This window comes from Ammonifex thiophilus (genome assembly GCF_003368535.1).
In the GTDB taxonomy this organism is placed as follows: domain Bacteria; phylum Bacillota; class Desulfotomaculia; order Desulfotomaculales; family Ammonificaceae; genus Ammonifex; species Ammonifex thiophilus.
Map to the genome: position 1 here is coordinate 99,534 of NZ_QSLN01000003.1, position 26,215 is coordinate 125,748.

Consider the following 26,215-nt stretch of genomic DNA (forward strand, 5'->3'; position numbering starts at 1 on the left):
CCCCTAGGGCAGGCACTCTTCCAGTCCTTGGCTTATGAGCTTATCCCGCACCAGACAGTAAAAGCTCCGGTGGAAAAGCCGAACCAGCTTGAAGGAGCGCGCGTAGCGCTTTACCACCACCCGATCCTCTGCCAGCAGGGGTATCCCTTCATGGCCGTCGGCGGTAAGGCACATTCCGGTAACACTGGTGAGCAAAAGCACCTCGATCAAAGAAGAGTCAGGCACCACGAAGGGGCGCAGAACGAAGGCGTGGGGGCAAATGGGGGTGAGCACCAGAGCGGCCACCTGAGGGTCGATTATGGGGCCGCCGGCGGAGAAGGAGTAAGCCGTGGAACCGGTGGGGGTAGCTATTATGATCCCGTCACCGGTGAAGCGGAAGGCACACTGTCCATCAACTCGCACTTCCAACCGGCAGGGGCGGCTCAGAGCTCCCCGGCCTACTACACACTCGTTAAGACACAGAACCTGCTTGACCACTTTGCCCTCCCGGATTACCCGCCCTTCCAGAAGCGCCCTCTCTTCTACCGCGAACTTTCCTGCCAGTACCGCCTCCAAACCGGCGTACATGTTGGCCACATCGAGTTCGGTCAGAAAGCCGAGCCGGCCCAGGTTTATGCCTAGGACGGGAAGACCCAGCGGACCGGCCAAGGACACGGTGGAAAGGAGGGTGCCGTCCCCTCCCAGCGAAAGAAGGAGCTCCGCCTTCTTTATCTCCGGCTGCCCTACCCCCGACCTACCCAGGAAGCAGGCTTGATCCGCCAGCAACAGTACCTCTTTGCCCCGAGCTTCCAGGTAGGCTAGCAGTTCTCTCGCTACTTTAAGCGCTTTCTCCCCGAAGGAGGGGTTGAAAATCAGGGCGATGCACTTCATTCCGGTTTCCGACCTTTCTCGGCGAAGTAAGCGTGCGCTTCAGTCACCACTTCCTCTACCGTCCCCCTCCAGGGACGGCCGGGCACTAGGCTAAAGTAAACAAAAAACTCGATATTCCCCTCCCCACCGCGCAGAGGGGAAAAGGTGAGGCCCCGCACCTCCCATCCCTGCTCCCGCAGAAAGTCCAGCACCTTGTGGCAAACTTCCGCGTGAACCGCCGGGTCGCGTACCACTCCTTTCTTGCCCACCTTTTCCGGCCCCGCTTCAAACTGGGGCTTGATGAGGGCCAAGCCCCTGCCCTCCGGCTTCAGCAGCCTTCCTACCGCCGGCAGTACCTTGGTCAGGGAGATGAAACTCACGTCCACGGTGGCGAAATCGGCTAGCTCCCCCAGGGTTGCGGGCGAAAGGTAGCGTATGTTGGTGCGCTCCAGCACCACCACCCTAGGATCCTGGCGTAGCCGCCAGTCGAGCTGCCCGTAACCGACGTCCACAGCGAAAACCTTACGAGCTCCGGCGCGTAAGGCGCAATCGGTGAAGCCGCCGGTGGAAGCTCCCACATCTATGACCACCAGGTCCTTCAGATCGATGCCGAAAAAGCGTAAAGCGTGGGCCAGCTTTTCCCCTCCACGTGAGACGTAGGGGGGCTCCTCCGTCCCTTTAAGCACCTCCACTCGGTCTTCCGGGCCCACCATTCTCCCCGGTTTGGTAGCTCGCTGGCCATTGACCAGGATCTGGCCCGCCAGAATGGCCTCCCTTGCCCGCTCGCGACTGGGAAAGTAACCTTGCTCCACCAGCAGGATGTCGAGACGCCTTCTTCTGGAGGTCATAGGGTCTTACGGGAAGTTAACCTCAAAAGGGGGCGGCTTTGCAGGACCGCCCTGACGATTCCCTGAACGTCAAGACCGTACTTTTGGCGCAGTTCTTCCGGATGACCGTGCTCCACAAAGGTGTCCTCTATGCCCAGCCGCGTGATTTTAACCTCTCCCAGACCGCAACTGGTGAGGCACTCTGCCACTGCACTGCCAAAACCGCCGGCGAGAACACCTTCCTCTATAGTTACCACCCAGCGGGTGCGCTTGGCGTAGCGAAGAAGGAGCTCGGTATCCAAAGGCTTGACGAAGCGGGCGTTTATGACCGCCGCGCTTATTCCTTGGGCTGCCAGTTCCTCCGCCGCCTTGAGGGCCCGGGGGACCATATTTCCTATGGCTATCAAGGTCACGTCCCTTCCTTCGCGCAGCACCACCCCTTGACCTATGGGCAGGGGACGGAGATCAGCATCTAGGGCTACTCCTAAACCCGCGCCTCGGGGGTAGCGTAAGGCTATAGGACCCTCGTAGGTGAGAGCAGTCTTTAGCATGTGCTGCAGTTCGTTCTCGTCGGCCGGCGCCATCACCACCATATGGGGTATGGAGCGGAGGTAGGCCAGGTCGAAAAGCCCTTGGTGAGTGGCTCCGTCCTCCCCCACAATGCCAGCCCTATCGAGAGCAAAAACCACCGGCAGGCGTTGCAGGCAAACGTCGTGGATGATCTGGTCGTAAGCTCGCTGGAGAAAAGTGGAGTATATCGCCACCACGGGACGGTAGCCGCCGGCGGCCAAGCCCGCGGCGAAGGTCACCGCGTGCTGCTCCGCTATCCCCACATCAAAAAAACGGTGCGGGAAGCGCTGGGCAAAGAGCTTGAGTCCCGTGCCTGAAGGCATGGCGGCGGTGATGGCCACGATACGGGGGTCCTCCTCTGCCAGACGCACGAGCGTGCGTCCGAAGATCTCGGTGTAGGTGGGCAAGGGGGAGGAGTGAAGCTCCCCCGTTTCCGGGTCAAAAGGTCCTACACCGTGGTAAAGATCGGGGTCCTCTTCCGCCGGCTTATATCCCTTGCCCTTGCGCGTGACCACGTGTACCAAAACTGGTCCCTTTAAAGCCCTCGCCCGCTCCAAGATGTGCAGGAGGGTGGGAAGGTGGTGGCCATCTACCGGCCCCAAGTAGGTGAATCCTAGCTCTTCAAAAAACATTCCGGGAACCACCAGGTACTTGACGCTTCCCTTCAAGCGGGAAAGGAAGTCGCGCAGCCTGGGGCCTAAGCCGGGAAGCCGAGAGGTCAAGGACTCGAACTCCTTTTGCAGGCGCCGGTAGGCCGGGTCACTCCGCAGACGGGAGAGATAATTGGCCAGCGCCCCCACGTTTTTAGAGATAGACATCTCGTTGTCGTTCAGCACTACGATGAGATCGGTTTGCAAGTGCCCGGCATGGTTTAGCGCCTCCAGCGCCATGCCCCCGGTTAAAGCCCCGTCACCTATGACCGCCACTACGGCGTAGTGGTCTCCCGCGAGATCCCGCGCCTTGGCCAGCCCCAGGGCGGCAGAGATGGAGGTACTGGCGTGCCCCGTTCCGAAGATGTCATAGGGACTTTCTTCCCGCGAGGGAAACCCGCTTATTCCCCCCAACTGGCGCAAAGTGCTGAAACGCTCTTTCCGGCCGGTGATTATCTTGTGGACGTAGCACTGATGCCCTACATCCCAGATGATTTTATCCCGGGGGAAGTCGAAGACCCGGTACAAGGCCAGGGTGAGCTCCACCACCCCTAGATTGGGGGCCAGGTGCCCCCCCGTATGGGCTACGGTGTTGACGATGAAGTCCCTGAGTTCTGCCGCCAACTCTTCCAACTCGGCCAGGCTTAGGGCTTTGAGGTCTTCCGGCGCATTGACACGCGCAAGCACACCCAACCTCCACCACGCCCCTTCCCCGTCTTCCGTCCTAAGACACATTTAACGCCCGCCACCAATTTTCCTGCCAGAAGTACTACTTCCTCCGATCGCGTGACCGCTAGTCGCTTCCCCACCGCCTTCCCCACCACCGTCAGAGAAGCGATGGTGGCCGTAACTAGAGTTTCCAGCCAAGAGACTCTTTCCCCTGCCAAACCGGCAGCCAGCCGCAACACCAGTGCTATCCCCAGCGCCCCCGCCAGCGTCCCCATGATATCCCCTACTACATCGTTAGCAAAATTTGCTACTCTGTCGGCGTTCTTGACCAGTTCAAGCGCTTCCCGGGCGCCAAAGACCTTGCGGGCCGCCATGGCGTTAAAAGGGGCGGGAGAAGCGGCCGTGGCTGCCGTACCCACTACATCGAAGAGAACGTTAACCGCCACGACTAAAAAAAGGAAGCCTGTTAATAGCCACAAGGCTTCCCCTTTGCGTAACAAAAACTCAGCTATGGCTGCCAGAGAAACGGTCGCTCCAAAAGAGCCTATAGAGACGAGCAGCACATAACGGGCGTAGGAGGACTTTTTCTTCCGGTTACTTCCCAACCAACCAGCCTCCGGCCCTAAAGCTTTTAATCAAGAATAAGACCGCGGGCAAGTGACAGCCCCGCGAGTAAACGCTGCCGCTTAGGTCCAGCAGGATTTCCCGGACGCCCACCGGCCGTCGCCGTACCGGCGGTTCCCCTTTAAGGGCGTCCCCGGTGCGTCGCCGCCACCAGAGCTGGATCGCCACTAAGCCGGCACTTTAATCCCCGCGGTGCCCCGGTGTAAAACCGGACAGCCTAGGGGTTTTCCCCGGCGGAACTTAGCTCTTCCTTAGCCTCTTTTGCAGGTGAGGTTTCAGCGGCGGGATTAAACCCCGGGTGGGGCCCTCACCCTGACGGGCCCGCCTCAAGTGCCTCCACACCCACCCACTCAAGGCAGGCTACACTGTACGCAGCTCCTCACCACGTACAGGTTTACCCCAAGCCATAGGGCCTATGGGTGCCCTACCCTGCCCCACGCACTTGGGCCTCCGCGGCGACAGGGTCCACGCCCGCATGCCTTTGCGGATCGCCCCGCCGCCTTATCTCCCAGTACCAGCCCCCGGCTGGGCGCCGGCAGCCAGCACCAGGAGCTTCATCGATGTGCCCTTCGGCGGGTTTTTAGGCCCGCCCTCGGAAGAGCGGTTCCGACTAGGATACTGCGTCACTTGCCCTTTGCATTGCTCTAGAATCAACTTTAATCATACCACAGACGGAAGCTTAAGCTCAAATTCTAGGACTTCCGGCTAAGGACAAACTCGGCCGCTTGGCGCAGGAAATCGGCTTCCGAGCCGAAAGAGTCTAAGGCAGAAATGGCTTTTCGTACCGCCTCCTCCGCCCGTGCCCGAGCAGCCGGAAGACCGAAGACCGCCGGGTAGGTTAGCTTGGAAAGTTTTTCTTCCTCATTTAGATCGAGGATATCGTCCACTATCTGGAAAGCCAGCCCCAGTTCCTCAGCGTACAGGGTGAGCTTCTGCAAAGCCTCTTCCTGTGCTCCTCCCAGCAAGGCGCCCGCCCGTACTGCGGCTACGAAAAGGGCCCCCGTCTTCTTCCGGTGAATTTCCTCTACCAGGAAGGCAGGGTCTGAGTTCTTAATGCCCCCCAGATCGAGGACTTGTCCACCCACCATACCCTCGCTACCCGCCGCCCGCGCCACCTCCACGATGACCTTTAAACCTACTTCCGGCCCTTGCCGGGCAACAAGGGCCGCCCGAGCCAGGAGCTCAAAGCCCAAAGTGAGCAGGGCATCACCCGTCAGGATGGCTATGGCCTCTCCGAAAACCCGGTGGCTGGTCGGGCGCCCGCGGCGAAAATCGTCGTTATCCATGGCCGGGAGGTCGTCGTGGACCAAGGAGTAGCAGTGGATGAGCTCTATCCCGCAGGCGGCCAGCAGCAAGTCCTCCGCCACGCCCGCTCCCACCGCTTCGGCCGCCCCTAACAAAAGCGCCGGGCGCAAGCGCTTACCTCCTCCCAGCACACTATAGCGCATGGACTGGTGGATGGGATGGGGAGGAGCGAATTCCGGAGGCAGATAACGGTCAAGAGCTTCCTCGATAAGACGTGCTTTTTCTGCCAGCATCTGGTTAAAGTCCATCCTTGCCTTCACCCGTTGTACTCAAGGAAGATTAATCTCCGTTAAAAATCCGGAGTTTCTTTTTAGGATTCGCCTTATGAGGCGCAAAACCTTTCAAAAAGCCCAGGGCAAGATTTTTAAAACTTTCAAATGTATATTCGCCGAGAAGGGGAGCATAATAAGAACAGCCGGGTCCGAGGTGGCCGAAACCAGATCACCGCCGGGTCAAGAAGGCTCGGCGGTGGTCGGCAAAAAGATCGGTACGGGTGCAGGTCTATGGCAGACCGCATCCGTGCCGGTCGAGCGCAGGCCACCTGCGGGCTCGGCTTCAATTATATGATGATGCAGATGAGTCCGCCAGAACCGTCGTTTATGATGCGCTGCAAAGTTTCCTGGAGCTTTACCTGGGCGTGCTCGGGCATCCGGTGTAGCTTGTTCTGGATCCCCTCTCGCACCAGATCGTGAAGTGATTTGCCGAATATCTCCGACTCCCAGATCTTCTTGGGATTCTCTTCAAACTCGCGCAATATGTACTGTACCAGCTCTTCGCACTGCTTCTCCGTACCGATTATAGGAGTGATTTCGGTGGTGATATCGGCTCGGATGATGTGCAAAGAAGGAGCGCTGGCCCTCAACCTTATTCCGAAACGGTTCCCCTGGCGGATGAGCTCCGGCTCCTCTAGGTTCATCTCATCCAGATGGGGAGTGACCACGCCGTAGCCGGTCTCCCTGACTTCCCGCAAGGCAGCGGCAAACTTGTCGTACTCTCTCTTGGCCACACTCAACTCCTTCATGAGCCGGAGGATGTCTTTGTCGCCTTCAACCTTGAACCCCGTAGTCTCGGAGAGCACCTGGTAGAAAAGCCCTTCCACCGCTTTTACTTCTAGAGAAGCTACCCCTGTGCCCAGGTCGGTTTCCCGCACCCGTACCTCTCCAATGAACTCCTCCTGCCGCAGGTTGGCCGCTATCGTCTGAATATCCCGGACTCTTCTTACCTGGCGTACCGCCTCTCGCACCGTGTTCTCGAACTTCTGCCTAAGCCAATGCTCCGGCTCCAACTCATCCACCCAGGAAGGCAGGCTGACATTCACCTCACTCACCGGGAACTCATAAAGCACCTCGGTGAGGATGGTATGGATGTCGGCCTGGGTCATGCTCTCGACATCCACGGGCAAAACGGGGACATCGTACTTCTGTGTGAGCTCTTCTGCCAGCTCCGCCGTCTCCAGCGCGTGGGGCTGGGTGGTGTTGAGGATCACCACGAAGGGCTTACCCAGCTCTTTGAGCTCCTCTATTACCCTCTCCTCCGCGGGCACGTAATTCTCCCGGGGGATACCGGTAATGCTCCCATCGGTGGTCACCACTATTCCTATAGTGGAATGGTCTTGGATCACCTTCCTCGTCCCTATCTCTGCCGCTTCGTCGAAAGGGATAGCCTCGTCAAACCAGGGGGTATTTACCAGGCGAGGCCCTCCCTCCTCGTCATAGCCCAGAGCTCCCTCCACCCGGTAGCCTACACAATCTACCAGCCTGACCCGCAGTTTTATCCCCGAGTTGAGGACTATTTCCACCGCCTCGTTGGGGACGAACTTGGGCTCGGTAGTCATCACCGTCCTGCCACTGCCGCTCTGGGGCAACTCGTCCCGCGCCCTCTCCCGGTCGTAAGGATCCCTTATGTTGGGAATGACCAGGAGCTCCATGAAGCGCTTGATGAAGGTGGACTTTCCCGTTCGGACTCCTCCCACCACACCTATGTAAATATCTCCTCCGGTCCTGCTCGAAATATCACGAAAGAGATTATCCATACGCCACCCCCCTCTTCACCTTGGCTCACCACAGCTTATGCACCGAGGGGGAAGAAAATACCGTACTTACTCCTCGGCATCGGGGGGGAGCATCCAAACGCCCCTGCGCCGCCTGCAGCGCCCCTTTCCCCTAGGAGCACCGCAGCGAGGGCACACCTCCCCTTCCGAAGCCTCCCACTCCTCGTGGCAACGGGCGCACTGTCGATGGGTTACCAGGAGAAAATTCCCACCTTCGATGCGCAGAGCCTTTCCCTTGACTAGAGCCTCGGCCACTTTGGCTCGCGCCCCCACCAGCAGGCGCTGGAAAGTGGGACGAGAAATTCCCATCCTTTCGGCGCACTCTTCTTGCTCCAGTCCCTCCAGGTCCTTAAGCCGGAGAGCTTCCAGTTCTTCCACCGTCAAATTCACTGTTTCCGTTTCTTCCAGAGGAATCCCCTGGGGTTTGTAGACGACGAAGGGGGGAAGAAAGGCCACGCGGCGGAACTTGGGCGGTCGCGGCAACTAGGTTATACCCCCTTCTCTTCCCGATACTGCAAAGCTTCAGCCACATGATCGGTGCTTATGGTTTCGCTGCCTTCAAGATCAGCGATGGTGCGGGCTACCCGCAGTACACGGTCATAGCCCCGCGCACTTAAGTTTAACCGCTTGAAAGCGGTGGCCAGAAGTTGCTTGGCCTCCCGGGTAAGTTCGCAGAAGCGCCGCACCTGAGCCGAGGTCATGGCAGCGTTACAGAAAATCCCGGTCTTTTTAAAGCGCTCCTGCTGCCGGGCTCGCGCCCGCTTTACTCGCTCTCTCACCACGGCCGAGCTCTCCTGGATCTGGCTGCAGGCCAGATCCTCGAACTCCACCCGAGGTACCTCTACGAAGATATCAAAGCGGTCCAGCAGCGGCCCGGACAGACGGCTGCGGTAGCGCTGGATTTGCTGGGGCGAGCAGGTACATTTGCCCTCCAAAAGGAAGCCGCAAGGACAGGGGTTGGCGGCTGCCAGCAGCATAAAGCGGGCGGGAAAACGGACCACCGCCTGGGCGCGCGCCACCGTCACCACCCCGTCCTCCAGGGGCTGGCGCAAAGCTTCCAGGGCTTCTTTAGAAAACTCCGGAAACTCGTCTAGGAAAAGCACTCCGTGATGAGCCAGGCTTACCTCCCCCGGCCGGGGATAGCGTCCTCCTCCCACCAGGGCCACCGCCGAAGCGGTATGGTGCGGCGCCCGGAAAGGCCGGCGAGTAACGAGCGAAATCCGGGGTGAAAGGAGCCCCGCTAGACTATAAATCTCCGTCACTTCCAGCGCCTCTTCCAGGCTCAGAGGAGGGAGGATGCCCGGCACGCGGCGCGCCAACATAGTCTTCCCCGTGCCCGGGCTACCCAGGAGCAGGACATTGTGCCCCCCCGCCGCCGCTACCTCCAGCGCTCTTTTAGCGTAAAGCTGTCCCTTGACCTCCGCCCAATCGGGCAACTCATCCCCTTCCCCGGCTTTGAAAAGCGCCTCCCGGTCTACCTGAAAAGGGGTAAGCTCCACTTCTCCCCGTAAGAAGGCCACGAGCTCCCCCAGTTCGGCTACCGAGTAAACCTCTGCTCCTTCCACCAAGGCGGCCTCCCTGGCATTGGCTACCGGTACGATGAAGGCCCTCTCACCTTGGCGGGTAGCTTGAGCCACGCTGGGCAAAACTCCCCAAACCCCTCTTACCTTACCTTCCAAAGACAGTTCGCCCAAATAAACAAAGCGCCGGGCGTTTTTCACCGGCACTTGCTCCGTGGCGGCGAGTATGCCTACCGCTAGTGCCAGGTCGTAAGAAGGCCCTTCCTTGCGCAAATCGGCCGGCGCCAAGTTGGCAGTTATGCGCCTAGCCGGAAAATCGAAGCCCGAGTTGCGAATAGCCGCTCTTACCCTCTCCCGCGCTTCTCGCACCGCGGTGTCGGGCAAGCCCACAATTTCGAAAGCGGGCAGCCCAGGAGAAATATCTACCTCCACCTGCACTAGATACCCTTGTAACCCGTAAAGGGCTATGCTCTTTAGCACTGCCAGAGCCAAAAGACCTTTACCTCCATCTACAGGATATTCCGCAAGTGTCGCAGGCTCTTTATTTCCCCCGTGGCCGCGTCCCACGCTACGGCTATGACGTCGAAGCGGCAGGGAAGCTCGCGCCCGAGCCGCGCAAGAAAATGGCGGGCCACTTTCCTAAGCTTTTCCTGCTTGCGCCTGCCAATGCTCTCCTCCGGTAAACCGAAGGTTAAATTACTTTTGCTCCTGACTTCCACAAAAACTATTGTTTCTCCTTCACGGGCGATGAGGTCGATTTCCCCCCAGCGGCAGCGGTAGTTCCTCTCTATTATCTCCCAGCCAGCCCCCCGCAAGTAGAGGGCCGCCGCCTCCTCAGCCCTCTTCCCCCGCAAACCCTTTTCATTCATCTCTCCTGGCTTCCCCCAAAAGGCGCACAGGAGCGAAAGTGCGCCGGTGTAAAGAAACGGGGCCATAGCGAGCCAGCAACTCCTTGTGCTCCCTGGTAGGGTAACCCTTGTGCTGCTTGAAATTGTACTGCGGGAAGAGCAGGTGCAGATCCTCCATCAATCTGTCCCGCGTTACTTTGGCCAGAATGGAAGCCGCGGCCACCGAGGCTACCCGGTTGTCCCCCTTAACTATAGTCAGGTGGGGCCAGGGCAGCGGAGGAGAAGAGTTGCCATCGATTAAGACCATGTCGGGAGGGTGGCGGAGGGAGCAAAGGGCGCGGTGCATGGCCCGAAAGGTAGCCTCTCTTATCCCCAGAAGGTCGATCTCCGCCACCGACGCCATTCCTATGGCCCAGTCCTCGGCCAGCTCCATTATGCAGCAGGCTAGCTCCCAGCGCTTCTTGGGGGACAGGAGCTTTGAGTCTCTGAGCAAAGGTAAATCAACTAAGGGGGGGAAGATCACCGCTGCGGCCACTACAGGGCCTGCCAGGGGACCCCGCCCTGCTTCGTCAACCCCGGCCACACGCTTGAAACCCTGCTTCCAGAGCTCCTCCTCCCAGCGCTCCATATTTCCATAGTATCAAAGTTTGCTCACTAACGGAACGGCTTCCGGCCCGTATTCTCGCTCCTGCCTGTCGATCTGCTGGTCCAGGGTTCCTCCACCGCCCGCGTCCGCGCATCCGGCAGGAGCAAGGTACGAAGAACCCCCTGGTTTTTCCTCCCACCAGGCCGCGAAACGCTTAATAACTTCTGAGCAGGCTTTTGATGTTTAGGAAAGGCATAAGATCAGTGTAAAATCTCCTAAAAGGGACTTTGGAGGAAATACCGATGAGGGCTGGAGTGCCGAATACTCTACTCCCCGGCTCCATTATAGGAGTGATGGCGTCCGGCGGTAATTTGGGGCTGAGCCTAGCCGCTCTGGCGGCGCTTGCTACCCGTTACGGTAGCTCCGCCACCGACCTCGGGGCCGAGTTGCTGGCGGCTTTTTGCGCTTTAACCCTTCCCTTGGCCGTACTGGCCCTATACGGCTCGATCAGGACCAAGCCGTTTCTTTTATTTTTGTCCTTCGCCCTCTCCTTGCCTTTTTCCTTCTATTTCTGGTGTTTCATGACAGGCAGTATTTACAAGTACCGAGGAATTTTCGATCTTCTTTACCTGGTTTCAGGAATAGCCCTGAGCCTTTCTTTAAAGGCCCGAGAAAGGAAAAGTTAAAATGCTTTGGCCTCGGGTACGCCACGTCCCCGTCCTTTTGTCCCTCCTGCACGGCTAATTCGGTGCTGCCGGCGAGGCCTATACCTTTTAGGCGAGCGGGAGTACCTTTAGAGCCGTAAGCCTTCAGCGACCGAAGCGGTGCTCCCTTCCTTCCAGAAGGCGACGAATATTATCGCGGTGCCGGAGAATAACTACCACTGCGGTCAGGAGGCTAAAGATGCAGATGCTGCGAGGATATCTAAAGGCAGAGGCCAGTATGGGAAGACTCCCCGCAGCTATGATGGAGGCCAGGGAAACATAGCGGCCTAAAGCAAAGACAAAAATCCAAACAGCCAAAGCCCCTAAAGTGGCCTTGGGGGCCAGAAGGAGAAAGACCCCCAAAGCCGTGGCCACCATTTTACCTCCCCGGAAGCGCAGGAAGACGGAGAAGGCGTGGCCCACCAGAGCCGCCGCTCCGGTTAAAACGGCAGCGGTGGGACCCAGGCACATCCCCAGGTAAGCGGCCAGAGCTCCTTTACCCGCGTCCCCTATAAAAGCCAGGGTCCCGTAAAAAGGCCCCAGCGTCCGCCACACGTTGGTGGCCCCTATATTACCACTACCCCGCTCAAAGATGTTAACCCCTTTAAGCCGGGCCAGCAGATACCCGGTGGGAAAAGAGCCGATCAAGTAGGCCAGGAGTGCAAACCCCAAAAGCTTAAGCATTCCTTCCCCTCCCCTTCTTATGGCGGCGCAGGACGAAACGTATGGGGGTGCCGGTAAAATCAAAAGCCGCCCGCAACTGGTTTTCCAGATACTTGCGGTAGTAAGGAGTCATGAGCTCCGGGTCGTTCACCTGCAAGAGAAAGACCGGCGGCTCCACCGCCACCTGGTAGGCCCGGTAGATCTCCAGCCGCTTATCTTTTACCCTGGGGGGCGGATTGCGTAGCTGGGCTTCTTCCACAACCTCCCTCAGCTCCTGCTCACGCACCCGACGGCGAGCATTGGCTACCGCCCTTTCCACCTCGGTCAGGATCTGGGTAACCCCGAACCCCTCCGTGGCCACGGTGAAGACCACCGGAGCATAGTCGATGAAGTAAAGCTCTCGCCTCAAGGCCTCCAGGTAGCGGGGAGCGTCCTTCCGGGAGGAAGGCACCAAATCCCACTTGTTGACCGCTATAACCACCGCCCGCCCCGCTTCCTCAATAAGACCGGCAATCCTCTTGTCCTGCATGGTCACCCCTTCGGCGCCGTCCAGAACCAGGACGGCGGCATGAGCGCGCTTCAGAGCCTGCCGGGCCCGCAGGCAACTCTGCCGCTCCGCCTCTTCTTTTATCCGGCTGCGGCGCCTGAGCCCCGCCGTGTCGATCAAAACGTAAGGCTTCCCCTCCCAGGTGAGGAAGGTGTCCACTGCATCGCGTGTGGTACCAGGAATATCGCTCACTATCACCCTCTCCTCGCCCAAAAGGGCGTTCACCAGAGAAGATTTGCCCACGTTGGGACGCCCCACGATGGCCACCGCCACGGCATCGACCTCCGGCCTCTCCTCCTTCCTATCCTCCGGCGGGAGCTGGTCGATTACCGCGTCCAGGAGGTCGCCCACGTTTAAGCCCTGGGCTGCCGACACGGGTATGGGCTCGGTACCCAAGCCCAGAGCGTAAAAGTCGGACAGCACCGGCGGGGGGTCGAACTTGTCTACCTTGTTCACCACCAGCAAGATGGGTTTACCCGTTCGGCGCAGCATAGAAGCTATAGCCTGATCCTCGGAGGTGACCCCTGTCTTGTAGTCCACCACGAAAAGCACGACATCGGCCTCTTCCAAGGCCTGCTCCACCTGGCGCCTGATGGCTAGCCCTAAAGGGCTCTCCGGGCTCTCCACCACTCCTCCGGTGTCCACCAGCACGAACGTGCGCCCGCACCATTCTACCTCCCGGTAGAGGCGATCGCGGGTCACGCCCGGCTCCTCTTCCACTATGGCCACTCCTTTTCCTACCAAACGGTTAAAAAGGGTGGACTTGCCTACATTCGGGCGCCCCACTATCACTACCACGGGTCTTCCCACCCTTTCCCGCCTCCTTCCGCTGCTTCCCGGTCAGTAACCGCACCAGTTCCTCCGGCGTACCGGCTGCCCTTACCTGATAACCCAGCTCTGCCGCCAGCTCTTCCAGGGTGAGATCGTCTAAGAAAAGCCGCCCCTCCTTTAAAGCCGCTGCCGGCACCACCACCAGGTCCGGTCGGGAAGGGTAAGCGAGCAAGGCCCGCTTTATGTCCCGGCCGGTTAAAAGCCCGGCCACGGTTACGGTGGATCCAAAGAACTCGTTTTCCACCACCACCAGCTCCACTTTTAGCCCCCTTATCTTATTCAGACGGGCCACCACCGGTTCCAGAAGCCCCGCCGCCAGCACCCCGGTGACGATAACCGCTCGGAGGGGCGGAACCTCCCGGGGAAGGCGGGGTTCCAGCCTTTCCCAACGGGAAAGGAACTGCCGCGCCAAGCCCACCCCGTTTTCCAGCTGAGGGAATCCTTCGTAAGCGGAGACCGGAGGGAAGGCGCTGCCGGCCAGAAGGTAGAGTTCATCGGCTGCATAAACCAGTCTGGTTCCCCAGCGCCGGCTAAACTCTCGCTGCCAAGAATGTATCTTTTCTAAAAGCGCTGCCGCCTCCTCCCGGGAAACAGGGCGCAGAGGATAAAGCCCCTGCCGGTAGCGGGTGAGGCCCACCGGAACCACGGCGATGGAGGCCACCGCCGGATAAAGGCTGGCCAGATCCCCCACCGTCCGCTCGAGTTCAGTGCCGTCATTAAGGCCCGGGCAGAGCACTATCTGGGTGTGCAAAGTTATGCCACCGGCGGCCAGGAATTTCAGCTGTTCCATGATAAGCCCGGCACGGGGGTTGCCCATGAGCTTCACCCTGAGCTCCGGGTTGGTGGCATGGACAGAGACGTAAAGCGGGCTTAGCCGCTGCCTGATGATGCGCTCAAGATCCCGCCGGGTGCAATTGGTCAAGGTGATGAAGTTCCCTTCCCAGAAGGAGAGGCGGTAGTCGTCGTCCTTGAAAGTCAGCGAGGAACGCAGACCCGGGGGCTGCTGGTCCACAAAACAAAAAAGGCAGTGGTTGGCGCACCGACGGATGGAGCCAAAAGGGCGCACGAAGTCCAGCCCCCAGGGGCGCTCCGGCTCGGAAAGACGCAGCACCAATCCCCGTCCGCCGCGCCGCAAGAAAAGCCGGCGGCCAGAAGCGGCGTAAAAGTAAAAGTCGATGACGTCCCGCAGGACATACTCGTCTACCCGTAAGAGCAGGTCCCCGGGTTTCAAACCCAGCAAAGCTCCTTGCCCCTGAGGGTCGACTGCTTTGATCTCCAGGCCCCGCAAAGTGAAAAGATGCCTCCGTTTACGCTTTCCCAATCCCAAAATAACAGAAAAAGCCCGGGCAAAGCAAACGGCTCCGCCCGGGGGCGCATCCTTTTCCTTGGATGCCCGCTTCTCACCCCTTTTTCTTGCGGAGGCCGAGCTCTCTGGACCAGAACTGGCGCAGCTTTTCTCTAGCACCCTGCCAGCTGCCCGTGCTGAGGAGGAGAAAGCCCCCCACCCCTACTACTGCCGCCAAGGCCAGCCAGCCCACCGCCCGCCAGACCCCCGGCGAGCGCTCGGTCAAGGGGCGCTCCCCTTCGGGCAGATCGGGGCGGGATCCCTGTAGTCCCAGAACCACCGGCACGGCCTCGGCCAAAAGCATCACTCCCCGCTCCGCCTCCGGCCGGGTAAGGGTGTGGGTACCGCACTCCAGCAGAAGGGCGGTGGGAGAAAGGTCCTGGTTATAGTTTCCCCGCCCCAGGTAAATTCCTTTAACCAGTCCCGGATGTACCCGGTTGGCGTAGCTCATGAGGCGCTTGGCAAAGTCAAGGTTGGCACTCATCTTGGGGTTCTGCCGCCCTACCACGATCCGGATCTGCCCCACGGAGCTCCCTCTTATGTAGGCTCGGTAAAAATCGGGGTCGGGAACCCCGTCCCGGTGCACGTCGAAGAGGGCCAAGGGCCGACTCTGCAAAAGCCGGGTTGCCGTCTTGCGGGAACGCACATAGGCGTAAGCATCATGAGGGTCGTGGGGAGTGACATCGTGGTTCACTTTCACCCCCTCCCTTTCGAGCTTACGACTGAAACGCGCTCCTACTTTTAGAATACCGCCGCGGTAGGGAATGGAGGCTGCCCCGTCGGTGGGCACGTAAGACTCGTCACTGTGAGTGTGGTAGATGGCCACCGTGCGGTCGGGCCCTAAGACCGCTGCCGGCACGGCCACCTGCTCGAAGTAGGCCTCCCAAGCCAATATATCCCTGTCCCTGCCCAAAAGACGGGCCTCGGCCACCTTCCCTTTTACCCTCTCCACCCGGTAATGCCTACCGTCAGGCGCAAAGAACTCGTCTCCAGGAGCCACCTCGCGGGACAAGCGGTCGATCACCCGCCGCTCTTCGTCCACCACGGTGTAAAATTCCCCAGGGTTGAGTTCCCCATCGTAATCCCCCAACCGAGAGCCCAAAACGGGCACGGTTCTGCTTCCCGCCCAGCAGGTGAGCAGGCCCGCCGCTAAGAGAAGCAGCAAGAAACCCAACCAGAGCTTACTTTTTCTTATCATTTCTTTCCTCCCCCTCTGGCGGTTGCAGTTGCTCCAGCAAAGCTTCTGGTCGCCCTTCTGTCTCTGGTCCTCCCTGCAAGCGCTCGCGCGCTTCCCCGACAAGCTCGGCCAGAAGTACAGCCAAGAGACCCGAGAGTACCACGGCGTCGAAGACACCCCCACCTCCTAAACTTACGGTGACGGGAGCTCGGTTTTTCAGGACCCAAAAGTAATGGCCCAGGTCTCCCAGCAGCACCCCCAGGGTGGCCGCTACAAAAGCGGCCCGGCGTGAGCGCCCGGCAAGATAGGCCACCGCAGCGGCCACCAGGGGAAAGAGGTAAAGAGGCTCCAGAAAATCGTAGCGCCCCGCTGGTTCCTTCAGCCCCCGCATAAGGTAGGTGCCCAACAGGTAAACCACCAGGCCGGTGATTAAGGCTCCTGCGAGTGCCCGCACTTTCTCTTCCCTGGTTCCGGCGCCGGCTACTAGATAGACGGCCATCGCTACCGGAACTAACGCCCCACCCGCGTTGAGTGTGAGTTTAGGGCCCAAGGGGAACTCTATGAGGCTTCCGATCACCATAGCTCCTATGATGAGAAGAGCTGCTCGGTCGGAAAGGCGCATGCGGTCTAGCACCCTATGCCCTATGCCCAGGTAAAGAAGCAGAGAAAGCAAGATTAGGAATAAAATTCCTACTGGCATGCGTTCCATCTTTTCTCCCCTCCCTCTCCAAGGCTTTCCCCGAAAGGAGAGGGATATGCACCAAAAAGAAAGGCCGCTTCGAAGCGGCCTTTCTTTCTAAAATTTACACTTTCGTCTAATGCTGGTGATCGTGCTCTTCGTCGTGGTGGGAATGATCTAGATGAATTTCACCATGCCCCTCCCCGCCGAGATGTACGTGCTCGTGGACATGGGTTATCGCAGGGTGCTCATGTTCGTGCTCGTGCACCAAATCGCCGTGCCGATGCGGGTGGGAGTGCCGGTAAGCTGGATGGGTGTGCTCGTGGGAGTGGATCACAACAGTTTTTTCTTCTTGCTTGTGGCAGTGAGGCATCCCTCTTCACCTCCTCCGTGGAAGCTGCGCTACCGTCCTTCGGTAGCATCTCCTAAAGCCATTTTAGGCATCCTTCCCTGCCAGAAGCAACCCTAACTTACCTCCAGCCAGAGCTCCTCAAGCTCCCGCCGGCTGTCCCGCAAAGCTTCCACCACCCGGCGGTCCAGCAACCCTTGCTCTGCCTGGTCGGCTATAATACGCATCGCTTTCTCCCAAGAAAGGCTCGCCCGGTAAGGCCGGTCCTCTCTCAAAGCGGTAAATATATCGCTCACCGCCATGACCCTTGCTCCCAAGCAGAGCTCGGCTCCGGTTAGGCGGAAGGGGTAACCTTGACCGTTAAGCTTCTCATGATGGTAAGCCGCCCAGCGTACCAGAGGGAGTTGCCCGTCCAGAGGTTTGAGGAGCCAATAGGTGTAATAGGGGTGCGTCTTTATCAGGTTGAATTCCGCCTCGCTCAACGGCCCCGCCTTTTCCAGGACCTCGTCCGGCACGGCCAGTTTACCCAAATCGTGCAGCAGCCCTGCCAGTTCTATGAGGAAAAGGTCCCCTTCTTTCATACCCAGGTACTCGGCCAAGAACCTTGCCACCACTGCCACGCGCTTGGAGTGAAGGTAGGTGAAAGGGCTTTTGGCATCGACCACGCGGGCAAAGAGTTCGGCCACTGCCCGTAACTGATCGGGGGAAAGAAGAAATTCTCCGCCCGCCCAGAGGCGGAGGCTGTCGCTCAGAAAGGGGGAGGTGAGGTCAAACCACAGGCTTTCGTTTCGCGCCACCTCGCGCAGGAGGCAGACCAACTCGGGGTCGAAAAGCCGGCCCGCCTGAAGCTCGATCTCCCGTATTATCCGGTCCTTGTGGTTTAGAATCTCCTGCTCCGTCCACTCTTCCTTAGTGAGAAGTACCGAAACCCGATCAGCTAAGTGGATGATTCGGGAGCCCAGTGGTATCTCCGCTCCCTTCTTACCAGAAGGATTACCCCCCAGCCAGCGATCGTGATGGTGCAGTATGAGCTCGGCCGCTTCTTGAAGGATCTCCACTTTTCCGACTAATTCGTAGCCTCGGCGACAATGGGGCCAGGGGTCTTGTACGTCAAAAGTGTCTAGGCGGTTCTTCTCGGCCCAGCTAACCACCCCCAGATCGTGGATGATGGCCGCCTTGAAAAGGGCGATCTTGTCGTCCGGTGTCATCCGGGCCGCCTCAGCCAGTCTGAGGGACAAAAGGGCAACTCGCTGGTGGTGACGAAGCAGGCCGCGGTGGGAAAAGTCCAAGGCCAGGGAAAGGTTGCTTAGAAGCCAGACAAGGTCTACGGACCGACCCATCTCCCTACTCCTCTTTCCCAACTTTCACCAAGGAGAAGTTCGGCCCCCGGAGAAAAAACTTGAGCCTAGCCTTGTTGCAGTTCCCTCATGATTTTCGCGGCAGAGCTTGAGCCGATGCGATCCGCCCCCGCCTCCAGCATGGAGAGCAAATCTTTCAGTGTCTTTATTCCGCCCGCTGCCTTCACGCCGGCCCGGTCACCCACCGCCTGACGCAGAAGCTTGACGTCCTCCACCGTGGCCCCGCCCGGACCGAAACCAGTAGAGGTCTTGACGAACTCTGCACCTACTTCCAGCACAAGCTCGCACCCTTTAAGCTTTTCTTCCCGCGTCAGAAGAGAGGTCTCCAAGATTACTTTCAGCACCCCTTGGGGGCAGATCTCCTTCACTGTCTCCCTTACCGCTTTCAGTTCTTCCCGGAGGTAAGAGAACCGCCGATCCTTGAGTGCCCCCAGATTGAGTACCAGATCGAACTCTTCCGCTCCCTCCCGGGCTGCCTGCCGCGCCTCCACTACTTTGGTCACCACGCTGTTGGCCCCTAGCGGAAACCCCACCACAGTGCAGACCTTGACCGGAGAGCCCCTGAGAGTCTCCACCGCCAAGGGAACGTAGACCGGGTTGACGCATACGGCGAAAAAGCCGTAGCGCAGGGCTTCCGCGCAGAGACGCTTTATGTCCTCTTCCCCGGCCTCCGGGCGTAGTAAGGTATGGTCTATGCGTCGGGCCAGCTCTCTCAAATCCATTTCTCATTCCTCCTGTCCCAGGGCCAGGTAGATAAGCTTTTCTACCAGTTCGCCGAAGCTCATACCAGCTGCGCGGGCAGCGTCAGGGAAGAGGCTTACCTCGGTAAGCCCCGGAATGGTATTCACCTCCAGGATGTAGGGATTACCTGTGCGGTTCACCATGAAGTCGATGCGCGAGAACCCCCGGCAGTCAAGCCAGCGGTAGGTAGCCAGTGCCAGTTCCTTTATTTTTTCCTGCCAAGGTTCGGGGAGGCGGGGAGGGATGATGTGCCGGCTTTTCCCGGGAGTGTACTTGGCCTCGTAGTCGTAAACCCCTTTATCGGCCACGATTTCGATGAGGGGAAGTACCACCGGCTTCCGGTTACCCAGCACCGCCGCCGTTACTTCCACCCCTTCTATGAATTCCTCCACCAGTATCACCGGGTCGTAGCGGAAGGCTTCCATAAGAGCCGGGAGCAGCTCTTCTTCCCGGCGCACGATGCTCATACCCAGAGAGGAACCCTGAGTAGGAGCCTTGACCACCACCGGGAAGGAGCGAAACTCTTTCACCCTTCGCAGCCATTCATCGGGGGATTCTTCTTTGTCTAAGATTATGAAGTCAGGGGTGGGAAGGGAAGCCGAAAGTAGATAGCGTTTGGTAGCTATTTTATTCATGGCCAAGGCGCTGGCGAGAATGCCCGGTCCGGTGTAGGGCAAGCCCATGACCTCCAAAAGCCCCTGGATGCTGCCGTCCTCTCCCCCTTTGCCGTGCAGGGCTAAGAAGACCACGTCCGGCTTGACTTCGCTCAACCGCAGGGCGATGTCCGGTCCCACATCGATTTTTACCGCTTCCCAACCCCTTTCTCGCAGGGCCCGGTACACGGCTTCGCCCGAGCGCAAAGAAACTTCTCTTTCGGCCGAGTTCCCGCCGCACAGCACCGCCACTCGCATGTTCACCTGCCGCTCCTTCCCTTGTGCACTTTTCTCCGGAAAGCTTATTCTTCTCCCTCCGGCAAAATCCCTTTAAGCCCGGACGCCCGGCGCACCACCGGTCGGCCGTAGCGGGAACGCAGCGCGTCCAAAACCAGGGCCAGCATCCGCTCCCTCTCCTCCCGCTCGTCTTCCAGCCAGGAAAGCTGCTTCCAGTTAGAAAGCTCCGCCACCTTTATCCCCACCAGCCGCCAGGGAGGAGAAGAGGCGAATTCCTGAAAGAGCTCCCAAGCTGTGCGGTAGATGAGGGAGTCACGGTTGATACCCTCGGCCAGGCAGCGGGTGCGGGTGATGGTGCGGAAGTCGGCAAAGCGCAGCTTTAAAGTAACGCTACGGGCCAAGAAGCCGTTCTGCCGCAGACGGTAGCCCAGATCCTCTGCCAGGCGCATCAAAGCTCCACGCACTACTTCCGGCTCCCACACATCGCGGGGGAAGGTCGTCTCTTTGGAGAAGGAAAGAGGCGGGCGGGAGAGGACCAAACCGCGCCGGTCTACTCCGTGGCTGTACTCTTTGAAACGCAGGGCCTCGCTTCCCAAGACCATTTTGAGCAGGTAAAGGGGAGCAGCGGCCAAGTCGCCCACAGTCCTTATTCCTCTCTCTTTAAGCTGCTTTTCGGTTTTGGTCCCTATCCCGGGCAAAACACCGACCGGCAGAGGCCAGAGGATTTGCGGCACCTCATCCGGCCAAAGGGCTTTGAGACCCTGCGGCTTGGCCAAGTTGCAGGCCACCTTGGCCAAAAGCTTGTTCACAGAAACACCTATGGAAAGGGGAAGGTCGAGTTCCTTCCTCACCGCCTCCTTGATGGCTCGGGCTACCTCTAACCCTTCTCCTGGAGCCACACCCAGGTAGGCCTCGTCTATGGAAACCACTTCGATAAAGGGGGTGAAACGCCGGTAGACGGCCAGTACCTCGGCCGCCACTTCCCGGTAGCGGCTTATGTTCACCGGCAGGAGAACGGCGTGAGGGCAGAGTTTCAAAGCTTTTTTAAGCGGCATGGCAGAGCGGACGCCAAAGCCCCGGGCTTCGTAAGAGCAAGTGGCCACCACTCCCCGGCCCGTAAGTCCGCCCACTATGACCGGCTTGCCCCGGAGCTCGGGGTTATCCCTCTGTTCTACGGCGGCGAAAAAGGCGTCAAGATCGCAAAGCAATATCTCCTGCACACTTCTATTCTACCGTAGCCTTCGGAAGAGATCATTTAGTTTCAGGTGCTACAGGGGCAGAAACGAAGCAAGCCTAGCAGAGAAGCCGCACCCGCTATGGTGGTGCCGTAAAAAAGCGCCGGGCAAGGGGCGTTGAGCCAATCGGCAATAGTGCCGTTAGTTAAGGTGCTCCCGGTAACTAGCAAAACCTCGGCCCAGCGCCGGAATGCTTCTATGTCGCCGCGACCGTCTTCGATTAACACCCCGAACTTCTCTCGGCCGATATTCTCCGGATCGAGATCCAGCACGCGCACCGGGAAATACCTGGAGCAGGCCTCCACCAGGGCCGGCTGCAGCCCGATGAAACCCACCTGCGGCGTGCCGAAATGCTCTTTTAAATAGCTGACCAACTCCTCCGCGCAGCGGCGCGGCCCCTCGTTGCGGCAGTGCACCGTGCCCGTAACCTTTCCCAGGTGACGCAGCAAAGCGTTGAGGGTGGCGACGAACACGGCACGATGATAGTTGTCCTCAAGCGGGAGTGTTAACACCTGCTCCAAAGTGCCGGTAAAATGGCCCGGGTGGTCGGTGAAGGCCTGGCCCCGCGAACCTTGAAACTGCGCCTCCACCAGACTCTCTTTTCCCTTTTGCAGGGGAAAATCGGACCTCCCCGGATCACCAATTGCTTCCCGGGGTGTGAGCACCCGAGCCCGTACCTCGACCGGCAGAGCTAGCAACCCCGCTTGTTCGGCTAACTCCACCGCCCTCCGGCGCAGGGTAGTATAGATATCCTCCACTTTTCAGAACCTCCGTTCTGAACGAAAGTCCTTGCCTCCCTACCTAGCTTACCAAATTTCATTTTTCCGACAACCTCCCCCTCCGGCGCAAGGAGGGGTGTCACACCGTTCCTCCCGCCCACAGCACGTCCGTCCCGGAGGTTGGCCAACGCTTCTCAATAAATTAGGTGCAGGGAAAAGCCTTTGCAGATCGGTTCCCCCACAGCGGGGACAACTTGCAGGGGTTGAATCCGCCGACTCAGAACGCTCCTCCCAAATGTACCCGCAGCTCCGGCACTTGTAATCGTAAATAGGCACCTTTGTCCCCCTCCATCAAGATTGATTGGCCAGAAGATAGTAAATAATACTACCAACTTTTGTAGACTTGATTTTCCCGGTAGCCAGAAGCTCCTGGACCCGCTTCGCAGCCTCGGCAGGGTGAATCCCCAGCCCGGCGGCTATTTCCTCAAGAGTAACGGGGCGCCTCCGGAGTACATTGAAGAGTTCCTGCTCCTGAATCCAGGTTTTCCCTTGGGCTGCAACTTCGTGGTGTAATGCGATCACCTCAGCGTTTCTGCCCAGAATAGGAGCAAGCCGATGTAATTCTTCTTCCGGCACGGAAAAAGCAAATTCCTCTGCAGGGGGACGGGTTACAGTATTGATCTGGATTTTATCCGGCTTTATCAATTCTACCCACTTGGCTAGCTTGCGAACCTCGTCCTCGATGGCAGTAACACCGCCAAGCAAAAAGACCTCGAGCCAAAGTGCCCCTGCATATTCCTCCCGGAAGCGGATTAACCCCTCGACTACCTGATCGAAGCTAAGGGCCGGGTGGGGCCGGTTTACGTAGTTAAAGAGTTCGGCATCGCCAGCATCGAGCGAGGGTAAAACCACATCTGCTCGTAGCAACGCACGCCGCACTTCTGCCTGATAAAGAAGCGAGCCGTTGGTCAGCACAGCCACCGGAATCTGGCTCCGTTCTTTGAGTTTGGCGATAATAGCCTCGATTTCGCTGTGAAGCGTCGGTTCGCCTGAGCCGGAAAGGGTAATGTAGTCAGGCGGGGGTCCGGCGGCAAGCTTTGCTTCTACCTCATCCAGCACTGCCGCCACCGGGAAAAACGCTCGCCGCTCAAGCGTCCGGTTGGTGGTTCGACCAAGCTGGCAATAGATGCAATCGTAAGTACAGGTTTTAAATGGCACCAGATCTACGCCAAGAGAGTTGCCTAAACGACGGGAAAAGATGGGGCCGAAAACTCGCCCGGAGAAAATCGCTAATCCCTCCTCGCAATTACCCGTCGCTCGAGCTGGCTCCTGTGCGCCTTGGGTCGCCGCGAGCAAATTTCGATCATATGACCACTATCATAGTAAGGCCCATTCCTCACTGTGTCAATACCTTCCTACCCTCGTGGGCGGAAGGACCAGAGTTTCGCTCACAAATGACATTATCCAGCAGCTTAAAAGGAGCGGAAATCCCAGGCAGTCGCCCAAACCGTGGCTTTCTTCCTTAATATACCTCCCAAGGGCGGGAGGAGATCACTCTACCTCAACCTCCACCAGGCTGTGATCGGTCAGGTGGGTCGGGCCAAAGTAAGCTGAAACGGTCAGGATATAGCGCCCAGCTTTAAGCCTTTCTACCGGCTGCAAGGTAGGCCACTGCAAGATCTCCACATAATCGAAACGAGCCAAGGGCTCCTCTTTTATGGTATTGATCATGAGCTCCTGCAAGGCAGCCACTTCCCTTTCCCCCTTTTGAATCGCCTGCTCAGCCGCCTGCAGGCTCCGGTAAAGGACCTTGGCCGCTTCTCTTTCTTCCTCGCTCAAAAGGAAGTTCCGTGCGCTCACCGCCAGGCCGTCCTCGTCCCGCACTACCGGGTGTACCTTCACCTTAACGGGGAAGTTGAGATCCCTTATCATGCGGCGGATGGCCACTACCTGGTAGGCATTTTTTAGGCCTAAATAAAGGCAGTCAGGTTGCACTATGTTAAGGAGCTTGGCCGTGGTGGTCAGAGCTCCCCGCATCCTTTCCGGGTGACGCTTGACTTCGGTGACGTGCTCTAAGCCCCCTACGCTTATAAGAGTAGCGAAGCCTTCAGGGTAAAGTTCTTCTGCCGAAGGGACGAAAAAGACGTCGGCTCCCGCTCCCAAAGCTACCTCTTTATCCCAGCGGATATCCCGGGGATAGCCCCGGTACTCTTCCGCCGAAGAAAACTGAAAGGGGTCGATGAAGACCCCGACCACCAGCCGATCGAACTCCTTATCCCGGTCCTCACGAGCCCAGCAGAGGATGGTCAGGTGCCCCGCGTGCAAGTAACCCATGGTAGGAACGAAGCCCAGGCGCCTCCCACGCCTCTTGCGCTCTAAAGCCCATTCCTGCATTTCTGCCACCTTTTCGATAACCTTCATACCCATACCTCCCGGCAAGATTGTGAAAAGAATAACTTTCTATCCCCAAGATACCACTCCGACAGGGAAAGATCAATACACTTTTACTTGTGCTTGACAGCACCAAAGCACTCGGCTTAGAATGGGGATGGCCTGGCGCGGGCGAACTTTCGGCTTCGAAACCGGACAATCCAAGCGAGGGTACTTTAAAAGCCAGGCCGTTTAGTTTTTTTAGAGGGAAGGGGGTGCCGGCAGGATGGGCTCTAGGAAAATTTTTCTTGGCTATCTCCAACCGCCAAAACCCTTTGCCTCGGGCCGAAGCTTTATTGAGTTCAGCAAGGAAAGGAGGCTATGATCGATGCGCCAGCCGGTGGAGCTGCTAGCTCGCAGGTTCAGCCTCGTAGACGTGGCGGTAATCCTGACCGTTGTGGCCTTACTCTACACTTTGATCCACCTCGGGGCCGGCATGGCCGAACCCCTCCACATGGGGGCGAAGATAGATCTTAATCCCGTAAACCTCCCTTACTATGTGGGCAGGTCTCTTCTGCGCATGTTCATAGCCCTCACAGCTTCCCTGGTTTTTAGCATAGTTTACGGTTACTGGGCCGCCTACAGCCGGCGGGCAGAGAAAATCCTGATTCCGCTCCTAGACATTCTGCAGTCCGTGCCCGTGCTGGGCTTCCTTTCCGCCACCATCACCGGACTGGTGGCTCTCTTTCCCAACAGCATGCTGGGAGCGGAGCTGGCCTCCATTTTCGCCGTCTTTACCGCCCAGGCTTGGAACATAACTTACGGCTTTTACCAGTCGCTGCGCACCATTCCCCGCGAGCTGCGCGATGCCGCCGCCGTGTTCCGACTCAACTGGTGGCACAGGCTCTGGCAGTTAGAGCTTCCTTTTTCCGTCATTTCTCTAGTGTATAACGCTATGATGTCCTTTGCCGGAAGCTGGTTCTTCCTTTCGGCCAGCGAGGCCATAACCGTGCTTAACCGCCAGATCTACCTTCCCGGGCTGGGCTCCTATCTGGCCACGGCCATTATGCACAAAGACATAAAGGCGCTTATCCTCTCCATTATCACCATGGCCGTTACCATAGTGCTGGTAGACCAGTTCTTCTGGCGGCCGGTGGCCATCTGGAGCCAGCGCTTCAAACTGGAACAAACCAAAGAGCAAACGGAGTCCCATTGGCTTCTGAAGGTATTGCAGCGCTCAAGCTTAGTCCGGGCCTTTGGCAATCGAGTGCTGGAGCCGATGCAGCGCCGCCTTATTACGAGCGGCGGGCGGCTGGTGGCCGGAACCGCCGAGTCCGGCTTGGGGGCAGGGATCAAGCGCATCGTACACCTTCTAGGAATCTTCCTTCTTTTGCTGTTGGCCGGATACACGGCCTACTATGGTTACCGGGGGATCTTGCTGATCGCCCAGCTGGGCTTCGAAGGAGTACTAAATCTATTCCGCCTGGGATTTTATTCCCTCCTGCGGGTGGTGGTCGCGGTCGCCCTGGGAACGCTTATCATGCTTCCCCTGGGAGTTTATTTGGGCTGGGACGCAGAGAGGGCCAGGCGGTGGCAGCCGTTTATAACTTTCGCTGCTTCTTTTCCGGCTAACATGCTCTTCCCTTTCTTTACCATCCTCTTCTTGCGTCTGCATATAAGCCAGGAATGGGGCGCTATTCCCTTGATGATGCTGGGAACCCAGTGGTACATCTTGTTTAACGTCATAGCCGGAGTAAGCTCCTTGCCCAACGACCTCAAAGAGGCGGCAGCAGTTCTGGGTATCAAAGGCTGGAAACGGTGGCGCTATTTCATCCTGCCCGGCATCTTTCCCTTTTTAGTGACAGGAGGAATAACCGCCGCCGGTGGCGCCTGGAACGCCACCATAGTGGCAGAAGTGGTCAGCTGGGGCGACCACACCTTGCAGGCCACCGGCCTGGGCGCTTACATCACCAACGCCACGGAAGCAGGGAACTGGCCAGCCATTATAGGAGGAATAATCGTTATGTCTCTTTACGTGGTGGCGATTAATCGCCTCTTCTGGCGCCGACTTTATCACCTGGCGGAAGTCAAGTACCACGTAGAGTGAGG

General features: G+C 58.5%; 25 protein-coding genes and 1 pseudogene. 3 read left to right on the plus strand and 23 right to left on the minus strand.

The annotated features are described in order from the left end of the window. Positions 1–3: 3 nt before the first annotated feature. From DXX99_RS03935 to DXX99_RS03980, 10 genes and pseudogenes are all read right to left on the minus strand, one after another. Entirely contained in the window at positions 4–870 is an 867-nt protein-coding gene (locus DXX99_RS03935) for an NAD(+)/NADH kinase (protein ID WP_115792214.1), read from the minus strand. Continuing rightward, positions 867–1,697 carry a TlyA family RNA methyltransferase gene (locus DXX99_RS03940; RefSeq protein ID WP_115792215.1) on the minus strand — a complete coding sequence of 277 codons (831 nt, stop codon included), beginning with the start codon at positions 1,695–1,697 and terminating at the stop codon, positions 867–869. The genes DXX99_RS03935 and DXX99_RS03940 overlap by 4 nt, the downstream gene beginning before the upstream one ends. After that, entirely contained in the window at positions 1,694–3,583 is a 1,890-nt protein-coding gene (gene dxs / locus DXX99_RS03945; protein ID WP_205664629.1) for a 1-deoxy-D-xylulose-5-phosphate synthase, read from the minus strand. The genes DXX99_RS03940 and dxs overlap by 4 nt, the downstream gene beginning before the upstream one ends. Further along, on the minus strand, positions 3,541–4,170 hold the full coding sequence (locus tag DXX99_RS03950; protein WP_115792217.1) for a hypothetical protein: 630 nt from the start codon (positions 4,168–4,170) through the stop codon (positions 3,541–3,543). Before DXX99_RS03950 ends, dxs begins: the two co-directional genes overlap by 43 nt. Before the next feature lie 711 nt (positions 4,171–4,881). Further along, positions 4,882–5,742, minus strand: a complete 861-nt coding sequence (locus DXX99_RS03955; RefSeq protein ID WP_115792218.1) for a polyprenyl synthetase family protein — start codon at positions 5,740–5,742, stop codon at positions 4,882–4,884. 311 nt (positions 5,743–6,053) lie between these two features. Further along, a complete protein-coding gene (spoIVA, locus tag DXX99_RS03960) occupies positions 6,054–7,526 on the minus strand; it encodes a stage IV sporulation protein A (protein WP_115792219.1) in 1,473 nt (490 codons plus the stop codon). Between the two features lie 189 nt (positions 7,527–7,715). Next, positions 7,716–8,027 (minus strand): annotated as a pseudogene (locus tag DXX99_RS12085) (DUF134 domain-containing protein); the annotation flags it as partial. A gap of 5 nt (positions 8,028–8,032) precedes the next feature. Further along, positions 8,033–9,556, minus strand: a complete 1,524-nt coding sequence (locus tag DXX99_RS03970; RefSeq protein ID WP_240610806.1) for a YifB family Mg chelatase-like AAA ATPase — start codon at positions 9,554–9,556, stop codon at positions 8,033–8,035. 17 nt (positions 9,557–9,573) lie between these two features. After that, positions 9,574–9,933 (minus strand): YraN family protein, encoded by a 360-nt coding sequence (locus tag DXX99_RS03975; protein ID WP_115792221.1) that lies wholly within the window; start codon positions 9,931–9,933, stop codon positions 9,574–9,576. After that, positions 9,926–10,540: a ribonuclease HII gene (locus DXX99_RS03980; protein WP_115792222.1), complete on the minus strand. Its 615-nt coding sequence runs from the start codon at positions 10,538–10,540 to the stop codon at positions 9,926–9,928. Before DXX99_RS03980 ends, DXX99_RS03975 begins: the two co-directional genes overlap by 8 nt. Before the next feature lie 260 nt (positions 10,541–10,800). Between DXX99_RS03980 and DXX99_RS03985 the strand changes: the two genes are divergently transcribed. Continuing rightward, entirely contained in the window at positions 10,801–11,184 is a 384-nt protein-coding gene (locus tag DXX99_RS03985) for a hypothetical protein (RefSeq protein WP_115792223.1), read from the plus strand. Between the two features lie 123 nt (positions 11,185–11,307). On the opposite strand, the gene plsY is transcribed toward DXX99_RS03985, so the two are convergent. From plsY to DXX99_RS04010, 5 genes are all read right to left on the minus strand, one after another. Next, positions 11,308–11,886, minus strand: coding sequence for a glycerol-3-phosphate 1-O-acyltransferase PlsY (plsY, locus tag DXX99_RS03990; protein WP_115792224.1), 579 nt, complete (start codon positions 11,884–11,886; stop codon positions 11,308–11,310). Next, entirely contained in the window at positions 11,879–13,222 is a 1,344-nt protein-coding gene (gene der / locus DXX99_RS03995; protein WP_115792225.1) for a ribosome biogenesis GTPase Der, read from the minus strand. The genes plsY and der overlap by 8 nt, the downstream gene beginning before the upstream one ends. Beyond that, positions 13,161–14,531: a DUF512 domain-containing protein gene (locus tag DXX99_RS04000; RefSeq protein ID WP_115792226.1), complete on the minus strand. Its 1,371-nt coding sequence runs from the start codon at positions 14,529–14,531 to the stop codon at positions 13,161–13,163. The genes der and DXX99_RS04000 overlap by 62 nt, the downstream gene beginning before the upstream one ends. A 112-nt stretch (positions 14,532–14,643) precedes the next feature. Further along, on the minus strand, positions 14,644–15,786 hold the full coding sequence (gene spoIIP / locus DXX99_RS04005) for a stage II sporulation protein P (protein ID WP_240610807.1): 1,143 nt from the start codon (positions 15,784–15,786) through the stop codon (positions 14,644–14,646). After that, positions 15,770–16,474 (minus strand): DUF1614 domain-containing protein, encoded by a 705-nt coding sequence (locus DXX99_RS04010; protein ID WP_115792227.1) that lies wholly within the window; start codon positions 16,472–16,474, stop codon positions 15,770–15,772. The genes spoIIP and DXX99_RS04010 overlap by 17 nt, the downstream gene beginning before the upstream one ends. A 151-nt stretch (positions 16,475–16,625) precedes the next feature. Between DXX99_RS04010 and DXX99_RS04015 the strand changes: the two genes are divergently transcribed. After that, positions 16,626–16,913, plus strand: coding sequence for a hypothetical protein (locus DXX99_RS04015; RefSeq protein ID WP_115792228.1), 288 nt, complete (start codon positions 16,626–16,628; stop codon positions 16,911–16,913). Here the strand turns inward: DXX99_RS04015 and DXX99_RS04020 are convergent. The 8 genes from DXX99_RS04020 to panC all read right to left on the minus strand — a co-directional run bounded on the left by DXX99_RS04020 (position 16,910) and on the right by panC (position 24,157). After that, positions 16,910–18,133, minus strand: a complete 1,224-nt coding sequence (locus tag DXX99_RS04020) for an HD domain-containing phosphohydrolase (protein WP_115792229.1) — start codon at positions 18,131–18,133, stop codon at positions 16,910–16,912. The genes DXX99_RS04015 and DXX99_RS04020 overlap by 4 nt on opposite strands. Before the next feature lie 65 nt (positions 18,134–18,198). Next, the gene (gene deoC / locus DXX99_RS04025) at positions 18,199–18,873 is read right to left on the minus strand and encodes a deoxyribose-phosphate aldolase (RefSeq protein ID WP_115792230.1); all 675 of its coding nucleotides are present in this window, start codon (positions 18,871–18,873) and stop codon (positions 18,199–18,201) included. 3 nt (positions 18,874–18,876) lie between these two features. Continuing rightward, positions 18,877–19,803 (minus strand): D-alanine--D-alanine ligase, encoded by a 927-nt coding sequence (locus DXX99_RS04030; RefSeq protein WP_115792305.1) that lies wholly within the window; start codon positions 19,801–19,803, stop codon positions 18,877–18,879. A 44-nt stretch (positions 19,804–19,847) separates the two neighbouring features. Next, positions 19,848–21,002 (minus strand): DNA polymerase IV, encoded by a 1,155-nt coding sequence (gene dinB, locus DXX99_RS04035; protein ID WP_115792231.1) that lies wholly within the window; start codon positions 21,000–21,002, stop codon positions 19,848–19,850. Positions 21,003–21,043: 41 nt separating this feature from the next. Continuing rightward, complete coding sequence (locus DXX99_RS04040; protein ID WP_115792232.1) at positions 21,044–21,775, minus strand: Rossmann-like domain-containing protein; 732 nt, start codon at positions 21,773–21,775, stop codon at positions 21,044–21,046. Between the two features lie 48 nt (positions 21,776–21,823). Then, the gene (locus tag DXX99_RS12090) at positions 21,824–22,072 is read right to left on the minus strand and encodes an FmdB family zinc ribbon protein (protein ID WP_115792233.1); all 249 of its coding nucleotides are present in this window, start codon (positions 22,070–22,072) and stop codon (positions 21,824–21,826) included. A gap of 15 nt (positions 22,073–22,087) precedes the next feature. Further along, positions 22,088–23,092, minus strand: coding sequence for a radical SAM protein (locus DXX99_RS04050; RefSeq protein WP_240610808.1), 1,005 nt, complete (start codon positions 23,090–23,092; stop codon positions 22,088–22,090). A gap of 195 nt (positions 23,093–23,287) precedes the next feature. Further along, on the minus strand, positions 23,288–24,157 hold the full coding sequence (gene panC / locus DXX99_RS04055; RefSeq protein WP_115792234.1) for a pantoate--beta-alanine ligase: 870 nt from the start codon (positions 24,155–24,157) through the stop codon (positions 23,288–23,290). Between the two features lie 337 nt (positions 24,158–24,494). On the opposite strand from panC, the gene DXX99_RS04060 reads away from it, so the two are divergent. Beyond that, positions 24,495–26,213 carry an ABC transporter permease gene (locus tag DXX99_RS04060; RefSeq protein WP_115792235.1) on the plus strand — a complete coding sequence of 573 codons (1,719 nt, stop codon included), beginning with the start codon at positions 24,495–24,497 and terminating at the stop codon, positions 26,211–26,213. Positions 26,214–26,215 lie beyond the last annotated feature (2 nt).

Coding starts and splice junctions, on each gene's coding strand:
- DXX99_RS03935 (WP_115792214.1), bottom strand. CDS start 870: ATGAAGTGCATCGCCCTGATTTTCAACCCCTCCTTCGGGGAGAAAGCG.
- DXX99_RS03980 (WP_115792222.1), bottom strand. CDS start 10,540: ATGGAGCGCTGGGAGGAGGAGCTCTGGAAGCAGGGTTTCAAGCGTGTG.
- spoIIP (WP_240610807.1), bottom strand. CDS start 15,786: ATGATAAGAAAAAGTAAGCTCTGGTTGGGTTTCTTGCTGCTTCTCTTA.
- spoIVA (WP_115792219.1), bottom strand. CDS start 7,526: ATGGATAATCTCTTTCGTGATATTTCGAGCAGGACCGGAGGAGATATT.
- DXX99_RS03975 (WP_115792221.1), bottom strand. CDS start 9,933: ATGAATGAAAAGGGTTTGCGGGGGAAGAGGGCTGAGGAGGCGGCGGCC.
- plsY (WP_115792224.1), bottom strand. CDS start 11,886: ATGCTTAAGCTTTTGGGGTTTGCACTCCTGGCCTACTTGATCGGCTCT.
- DXX99_RS03955 (WP_115792218.1), bottom strand. CDS start 5,742: ATGGACTTTAACCAGATGCTGGCAGAAAAAGCACGTCTTATCGAGGAA.
- DXX99_RS04030 (WP_115792305.1), bottom strand. CDS start 19,803: ATGCGAGTGGCGGTGCTGTGCGGCGGGAACTCGGCCGAAAGAGAAGTT.
- panC (WP_115792234.1), bottom strand. CDS start 24,157: ATGAAGGTTATCGAAAAGGTGGCAGAAATGCAGGAATGGGCTTTAGAG.
- DXX99_RS04060 (WP_115792235.1), top strand. CDS start 24,495: ATGCGCCAGCCGGTGGAGCTGCTAGCTCGCAGGTTCAGCCTCGTAGAC.
- DXX99_RS04020 (WP_115792229.1), bottom strand. CDS start 18,133: ATGGGTCGGTCCGTAGACCTTGTCTGGCTTCTAAGCAACCTTTCCCTG.
- deoC (WP_115792230.1), bottom strand. CDS start 18,873: ATGGATTTGAGAGAGCTGGCCCGACGCATAGACCATACCTTACTACGC.
- DXX99_RS03940 (WP_115792215.1), bottom strand. CDS start 1,697: ATGACCTCCAGAAGAAGGCGTCTCGACATCCTGCTGGTGGAGCAAGGT.
- DXX99_RS04015 (WP_115792228.1), top strand. CDS start 16,626: ATGAATTTCACCATGCCCCTCCCCGCCGAGATGTACGTGCTCGTGGAC.
- DXX99_RS04010 (WP_115792227.1), bottom strand. CDS start 16,474: ATGGAACGCATGCCAGTAGGAATTTTATTCCTAATCTTGCTTTCTCTG.
- DXX99_RS03985 (WP_115792223.1), top strand. CDS start 10,801: ATGAGGGCTGGAGTGCCGAATACTCTACTCCCCGGCTCCATTATAGGA.